At 68.7% G+C, this 7,068-nt stretch carries 7 protein-coding genes; 6 read left to right on the forward strand and 1 reads right to left on the reverse strand.

The genetic code is table 11. The annotated features are described in order from the left end of the window. Positions 1-726: 726 nt before the first annotated feature. The 5 genes from ACFE67_RS04635 to ACFE67_RS04655 all read left to right on the forward strand — a co-directional run bounded on the left by ACFE67_RS04635 (position 727) and on the right by ACFE67_RS04655 (position 5,515). Positions 727-1,581, forward strand: a complete 855-nt coding sequence (locus ACFE67_RS04635) for a glycosyltransferase family 2 protein (RefSeq protein ID WP_375405700.1) — start codon at positions 727-729, stop codon at positions 1,579-1,581. Positions 1,582-1,699: 118 nt separating this feature from the next. Then, positions 1,700-2,761 carry a GDP-mannose 4,6-dehydratase gene (gene gmd, locus ACFE67_RS04640; RefSeq protein WP_375405701.1) on the forward strand — a complete coding sequence of 354 codons (1,062 nt, stop codon included), beginning with the start codon at positions 1,700-1,702 and terminating at the stop codon, positions 2,759-2,761. Beyond that, positions 2,758-3,741, forward strand: a complete 984-nt coding sequence (locus ACFE67_RS04645) for a GDP-L-fucose synthase family protein (protein WP_375405702.1) — start codon at positions 2,758-2,760, stop codon at positions 3,739-3,741. The genes gmd and ACFE67_RS04645 overlap by 4 nt, the downstream gene beginning before the upstream one ends. 200 nt (positions 3,742-3,941) lie before the next feature. Continuing rightward, entirely contained in the window at positions 3,942-4,241 is a 300-nt protein-coding gene (locus ACFE67_RS04650; protein WP_375405703.1) for a hypothetical protein, read from the forward strand. Further along, complete coding sequence (locus ACFE67_RS04655; RefSeq protein ID WP_375405704.1) at positions 4,238-5,515, forward strand: FAD-dependent oxidoreductase; 1,278 nt, start codon at positions 4,238-4,240, stop codon at positions 5,513-5,515. The genes ACFE67_RS04650 and ACFE67_RS04655 overlap by 4 nt, the downstream gene beginning before the upstream one ends. Before the next feature lie 61 nt (positions 5,516-5,576). Here ACFE67_RS04655 and ACFE67_RS04660 read toward each other — a convergent pair whose 3' ends face one another. After that, complete coding sequence (locus ACFE67_RS04660) at positions 5,577-6,305, reverse strand: right-handed parallel beta-helix repeat-containing protein (RefSeq protein ID WP_375405707.1); 729 nt, start codon at positions 6,303-6,305, stop codon at positions 5,577-5,579. A gap of 64 nt (positions 6,306-6,369) precedes the next feature. Here ACFE67_RS04660 and ACFE67_RS04665 point away from each other — a divergent pair, with 64 nt between their 5' ends. Further along, entirely contained in the window at positions 6,370-6,894 is a 525-nt protein-coding gene (locus tag ACFE67_RS04665; RefSeq protein ID WP_375405705.1) for a hypothetical protein, read from the forward strand. The last annotated feature ends 174 nt before the right edge of the window (positions 6,895-7,068 follow it).

Below are 7,068 nucleotides of genomic sequence, written 5' to 3' on the forward strand. Positions count from 1 at the left end.
CTTCCTGCTTCGCGGCGCCGCCCGGTACACCGCCTACCGTCCCGATCCGTTCCGTGTCCGTGTCCGCTTCCTGTTCGCGGAGATCGCCGTCCAGGCAGCGTGGTTCGGCTGCAACCAGGCCGTGCTGTTCAGCGTGTCCGCAACAGCGCTCGGCGACCTCGAGGCGGCGCGCGTCGTCGCGTCCCCCCTGAACATCGTCATCGTCGGGCTGCTGACCTTCTTGAACCCGTCCCTGCTGCGCGCGCTCAGCGCCGGCCGGACGAACGCAGCCGGGCTGCGAACCCGGATGGTGCGGATCTTCGCCGTCGTGACCGCTGCGGGAGTCGTGTACTTCCTCGCGATCGCCGTGAGCGTCGACCTCATCACCGTCGTGTTCGACCGACCCACCGATCTGCCGCTCGTCGGCGCGCGCCTCGTCGCGGTCATGCTGGAGGGCCTCAGCATCGTCGTCATCCAGCTCATCTTCGCGATGGGGCGCAGCCGCGGCGCGTTCGGCCTCAGCGCCGTCGCTGCCGGTATCGGGCTGCTCACGACGATCGCTCTGCTTCCGCTGCTCGGCATGTTCGCACTGCCCGCAGGCCAGGCGTTCGGCATGCTGGTCAGACTCGTCAGCGCGCTGCTCTTCGTCCGTCGTGACCTGCGCCGCGGCGCAGCACCGACCGACGACCCAGATCCATCCGCGGACGAGCTGCTCGCACGCCGCACCGTTGAAGAGGAGACCGCCCTGTGACCGACGAAGCCCCCCCGCACGGCTCGCCAGAGATCACCGCCATCATGGCGGTGCTGAACGGCGCGGAAGTCATCACCGAAGCGGTGAGGTCCGTCCAGGCCCAGACGTTCGAGGACTGGGAGCTGATCATCGTCGACGACGGCTCCACCGACGGCACCGGTGACGTCATCCGCCCCTTCGCGGACGAGGACCCGAGGATCACGATCCTCACGATGCCGAAGCGCGTCGGCGTCGCCGCAGCGCGCAACCACGCCTTCGCGATCGCCCGCGGATGGCTGACCGCGATCACGGACGCCGACGACATCGCCGTGCCCGAACGGTTCACGAAGCAGCGGCAGGCGTTCCTCGACGATCCCGAACTCGGCCTCCTCGGTACGCAGGCCTACGAGTTCGGGGACTGGGGGAGCGGCAGGCTCGCGCAGAAGTTCCCGGAGTCGCAGGCGGACATCGACGAGGTGTTCCGACGCGGCAAGATGGGCGTGAACCACCCCACCGCGATGTACCGGACCGCCCTGGCGCAGGCGGTCGGCGGCTACGACGAGGCCTGCACGCGCTCCGAGGACCTCGGGATGTTCCGGAAGATGTTCCCCGTCAAGAAGGCGTCGCTGTCCGAACCGCTGATCGGGTACCGCACGGCTCAAGCGGTCACGATCAAGTACGTGTGGCGGGAGACCTACTGGGCGTACCTGGCGCAGGACCGGAACGCGCTGGGCGGCACCGAGTCCGTCGGGTACGCCCGGCTTCCGCCGCGGCGGGTGCTCGACGCGGCCATCGCGACCGCCAGGAACTTCACCGTCAGGACGCTGCGCGAGCGCGGCATCCTGAAGGGCGAGATGGGCGGCGCACGATGAGCGCCGCTTCCTCGCCGGCCATCCGCTCCGAGACGCCGACCCGGCACGCGCGGTCCTCATCGCGCGTCGTCGCCGCGTCGGCTCGCCTCCATTCCACCATCTGACTGAGGAGTCCACGATGTTCAAGAAGGTTGCGTTCATCACCGGGATCACCGGTCAGGACGGTTCGTATCTGGCCGAGCTGCTGCTGCAGAAGGGCTACGAGGTGCACGGGTTGATCCGTCGCGCGTCGACGTTCAACACGGCGCGGATCGATCACCTGTACACGGATCCGCACAATCCGGACGCGAAGCTGTTCCTGCATTACGGCGATCTGTCGGACGGCGCCCGTCTGGTGACGCTGCTGTCCGAGATCAAACCGCAGGAGGTGTACAACCTCGGGGCGCAGTCCCACGTGCGGGTGAGTTTCGACGAGCCGGAGCACACCGGTGACACGACGGGGGTGGGCGCGATGCGGCTGCTCGAGGCGGTGCGTCTCGCGGGGCTGCACTGCCGGTTCTACCAGGCGTCGTCGAGCGAGATGTTCGGTGCGACGCCGCCGCCGCAGGACGAGAACACTCCCTTCTACCCGCGCAGCCCCTACGGTGCCGCGAAGCTGTACGCGTACTGGGTGACGAAGAACTACCGCGAGGCGTACGGGATGTTCGCGGTGAACGGGATCCTGTTCAACCACGAGTCCCCGCGCCGCGGGGAGACCTTCGTGACCCGCAAGGTGACCCGCGCGGTCGCTCGCATCAAGGCGGGCGTGCAGTCGGAGCTGTTCATGGGCAACCTGGACTCGATCCGCGACTGGGGGTACGCGGCGGAGTACGTGGAGGGGATGTGGCGGATGCTGCAGGCCGATCAGCCCGACGACTACGTGCTCGCCACGAACGTCGGCTACACGGTCCGGGAGTTCCTGGAGACCTCGTTCGGTCACGTCGGCCTGGACTGGCAGGAGTACGTGAAGTTCGACGAGCGATACCTGAGGCCCACGGAGGTCGATGCGTTGATCGGCGACGCGACGAAGGCGCGGACCGAGCTGGGCTGGACGCCGACGGTCGACGGTCTGCAGCTCGCGAAGCTGATGGTGGAGGCCGATGTCGAGGCGCTCTCCCACGAGGGACGGCCGTGGATCGACACCGTCAGACTCGACTCCTGGCAGAACCGCAGGAACAGCACCTTCAAGGTCGAAGCGTGAGCGGAGCGTCGGACCGGGTGGACTACACCCCGTCCGCGCTCGACCGCGACGCCGTCGTCTACGTGGCTGGCCATCGAGGCCTCGTGGGTTCGGCGATCTGGCGCAAGCTGAAGGCCGAGGGGTTCACGGACCTCGTCGGCCGCACCAGCGCAGAGCTCGACCTGAAGGACAGGGACGAGGTCTTCGACTTCTTCGCGGAGGTGAAGCCGCGGTACGTCGTGCTCGCAGCCGCGAAGGTCGGCGGGATCCTCGCCAACAGCACCTACCCGGTGGAGTTCCTCAGCGACAACCTGCGCATCCAGACGAACGTGATGGACGCGGCGCTCGCGCAGGAGGCGGAACGGCTGCTGTTCCTCGGCTCGTCGTGCATCTATCCGAAGTTCGCGCCGCAGCCGATCAAGGAGGACACCCTCCTGACCGGCCATCTGGAGGAGACGAACGACGCGTACGCCATCGCGAAGATCGCCGGCATCCTGGGCGTGCAGTCGGTCCGGCGCGAGTACGGGCTGCCGTGGATCTCGGCGATGCCGACCAACCTCTACGGGCCGAACGACAACTTCTCGCCCCAGGGCTCGCACGTGCTGCCGGCGCTGATCCGCCGGTACGACGAGGCGCGGGCATCAGGTGCCGATTCGGTCACGAACTGGGGGACCGGCTCGCCGCGACGCGAGTTCCTCCACGTGGACGACATGGCCGACGCCTGTCTGCACCTGCTCGAGCACTACGACGGGGGCGATCAGGTCAACGTCGGCACCGGTACCGACGTCACGATCCGGGAGATCGCGGAGACCGTCGCCGAGGTCGTCGGATACTCGGGTCGGACGGAGTGGGACACGTCCAAGCCGGACGGCACCCCTCAGAAGCTGCTCGACGTCTCCAAGCTCGCCGACGCCGGCTGGACCGCCAGGATCGACCTCCGCACCGGCCTCGAATCCACGGTGGACTGGTACCGGGACGCGAAGGACCTCGTCCGGACCTGAACGCCGAAAAAACCCGGCCGATCGCGCCGCACCCCCCTTTCCGGGGGATTGCGGCGCGCCGCGGTTGGTCGGAGAATCTTCACCACTGTCCGCTTCAGAGGAAGGACGGCGTCGGATACACCCACCCGAGTTCGCCGCCCCGTCTCGAAACCCTGTGCAGCCGCTCGATCGGCTACCCGAGCTCAGGAGAACCCCCCACCGTGCGCGCTCATCCCCGATCATTCGACCCTCCGCTGCGCTCACCGCTGCCGCCCGAGGAGCAGCGCACGTCCGCTGACCGGCTGCTGCAGCAGAACCGCAACGGCGACGTCGTGATCCCCCTCGACCTCGGTGAGATCGTGCTGCTGCCCCGGCTGTGGGACCTCGATCTCGTCGACGCCGGCCAGGACGGAGTCCTGATGCGTTCGAGGACACTCGCCGTCGAGGTCGTCTTCGACGACGGCAACGCTGCGGTCGTCGACGTCCATGCGGACCAGCTCGGTCTGGAGATCCTGCCGTGAAGCGCGTGCACGACGTCGTGATCGTCGGCGGAGGCATCGCGGGCACGCTCGCGGTCCTGACCGCCGTCGATCGAGGACTCGATGTCGCGTGGATCGCGGACGAGGTCGGATTCGACGCCCAGTCGGCGCACTGGCACGGCCACCTGCATCGAGGAAGGCTCTACGACCCGGAGCGCGAGGCCGACCTGATCGACGAACTCGGCCAGAACGTGCCGTTCTGGTGGAGCAACCCCGTCATCGGGTTCCACACCACGGTCCAGACCGTGGCGCTCGGCCACGAGGAGGAGTGGGCCACGGCGTTCCGGAACCGGATCGGTGGTTCGGCCGCCGGTGAGCAGGAGCGCCCGGACTACGTGCGGGACGACGTCCTCACGGTGCGGACCGACGAGGCCGTGCTGGATGGTCCCTCCTTCCTCAGCGTCGCGCGTGAGCTCGGCGCGATCGACAGTCTTCTGATCTCCGGGCGGTGCACATCGCTGCGCCGCCGGTCTGACGGGTTCTGGGAAGCCGGTGCCGTCACGTCGGCGGGCGAGACGGTCCGCGTCCGCGCGCAGCGCGCGGTGCTCGCGACCGGCATCCACAACCCGGCCCTGACGCCCGCATCGGTTCTCCCGGACCGTGAGGCCAGCGCTCGGCTCTCGCGGATGCTGGTGCTCCGAGGTGTGCTCCCGAGCGCAGCGGCGATCATCCCGTCGCGAGCGGCTGGAGGTCTCTTCTTCGACTCGCGGGAGTGCCCGGCGTCGGGTGGTGCTGAGCGGGTGTGGCTCGTGTCCGACGGATTCTCATCCAGCGGCTCCGTGTCACCGAGCGTGCTCACCGACGCCTGGTGGGCGTGCTCGGTGATGGAGCGCCTGCGAGGGTTCGTCCGCGACGACCTGCTCGACGAGGTCCAGGTCGCCGCCTACCGGGCGCCGAAGTCGCGCGTCGAGTCCAGCCCCGCCGCGGTTCCTGCACGCGGCTTCGCGGTGGACCGCGAGCGCGGTTTCGTCTCCCTCATGCCGTCGAAGTGGTCGACCGCACCGACATCGGCGGTGGAGTCCCTCGCCGCGATCCTGCCCGATCCCGAACCGCTCGCGGCGCGGATCGCCCGCCTCGCTGAACGCTTCGCATCGGCGAAGGTCCCCGAGGTACCGGCGTTCAGGGAGACGTGGGAGAGCGTCGATCAGTGGGTCGCCGCACGCGACCTCTCCCGCCCGGGTGTCGAGGCGCTGAGGGCCGCCTCCCGCATGTTCAGCGAGCACGAGGTCGTCAAGATCTCCCGCTCCGTCGCCTGATCAGTGCCTGACGCGCGGTGCCATCCGGCACCGCGCGCCAGTGCTCAGAGAGGGTCAGTGCTCAGAGCACGACCCGGACCGCGCCGAGGCCGACGCCGGCGGTCCAGTCGTTCGACGACCAGCCGCTGATCGCCCCGCAGTTGCCGCCGTCCCAACCGCCGGACTTCATGCCGGAGGGTTTCGCGAAGTCGACGGTGTTGCCGGCGACCTGGATATCGGAGCACCCGGCGTCCTGGCCCCAGACGTAGATCCCGACGTTGGACGAAGCGCGGGGCTGTCCGAGGATCGTGTTGCCCGTGACGCGGATGTCGGAGCCCCCGGCGACGCCGATGCCGACCTGGCCGGGGTTGACGAGCACGTTGTCCTTCACCACGACGTGGGAGCCGCCGCCGTCGCCGAGCATCATCCCCGAGCCGGAACCGCTGGTCCAGTTGGTGCCCTCGAACCGGTTGTCGGCGATGACGAGCGGGTTGCCCGCGTCGTGGCCACCGCTCTTGTAGATGGAGATGATGTCTTCGGTATCGCCGCCGGACCCGCTGTTGTGGCTGATGGAGCCGCCGGTGGAGTTGACCCACTGGGTGAAGTTCCCGCGGTTGGAGCCGTTGCGCTCATGGGGGCCGGCGATGTTGCGGTAGCGGTTGTACTCGATGGTGACGTCGGTGGAATCCGTGACGAAGATGGGTTCTGCGTCGTCGATGAAGTCGTTCTGCACGATGCGGACGTTGTGGCAGTTCCGGATCGTAATGGCCGGTGTGTCGTTGCCGATCGCCTTGAAGGTCTTGCCGCTGATGGTGACGTTCGACTGCCCGTCGCAGGTCACCTTCCCGGAGACCGGTCGCGACCCGAACGCCGCGGTGAACCCGTCGGCGGTCTTCGTGGACTCGGGCTGCGGCGCCGCGGGCGATGCCGTTGCAGACGCCGTGCTCGTCGGGGATGCCGAGGCCGACGGCGAGGCCGTAGCCGTAGCCGACGAACTCGACGTGGGGCTGCTCGACACCGACGCGGTCGGTGCGGGGCTCGATGTGACCGGTCGGGGCGCGGGAGAGTCGCTCGCCGACGCCGTCGAGGGGGTAGCGCTGCCGTCGGCGCGCCACTCCACCTCCTGCAGGGAACCGAGGCTCCCGTCGTGCTCGGAGATCCAGGCGAGCACCTTGTCGAGGCACTGCTCGTACCGCCGCTCGCGGCTGAGTGAGTTGTCGGAGATCTTCATGCACGCGGAGACGGCGGTCCTCGTGTGCGCTTCGCTCGGCTCGGTGGGAACGGTGGTCAACGCGACGATCAGCGCGCCGGTCAGCGCGGAAGCGCCGACGACGGCGAGCAGGGTGGAGCGGGAACGCTGCCGCAGAAGTCTCGCAGTCGCCTTCGGTGCTGCTCGGTAGGTCGTCCGGCGCCGCATGTGTCTCCTCAGCCGTGTCGGCTTCGAGCGGGGCCGAACCCGGCCGCGCCCGTTGCACCCCCGAAGTGGGGTGATCCGCGGACACGGTAGGTGGGCCGGGAGGAGCTCTCCGGGTCCTGTCGTGGCGTGTTGCCGACCTATTCCGGCCTCCGGAAGC

Origin of the sequence: uncultured Amnibacterium sp. (genome assembly GCF_964244015.1) — a bacterium.
In the GTDB taxonomy this organism is placed as follows: Bacteria; Actinomycetota; Actinomycetes; order Actinomycetales; family Microbacteriaceae; genus Amnibacterium.

Coding starts and splice junctions, on each gene's coding strand:
- gmd (WP_375405701.1), top strand. CDS start 1,700: ATGTTCAAGAAGGTTGCGTTCATCACCGGGATCACCGGTCAGGACGGT.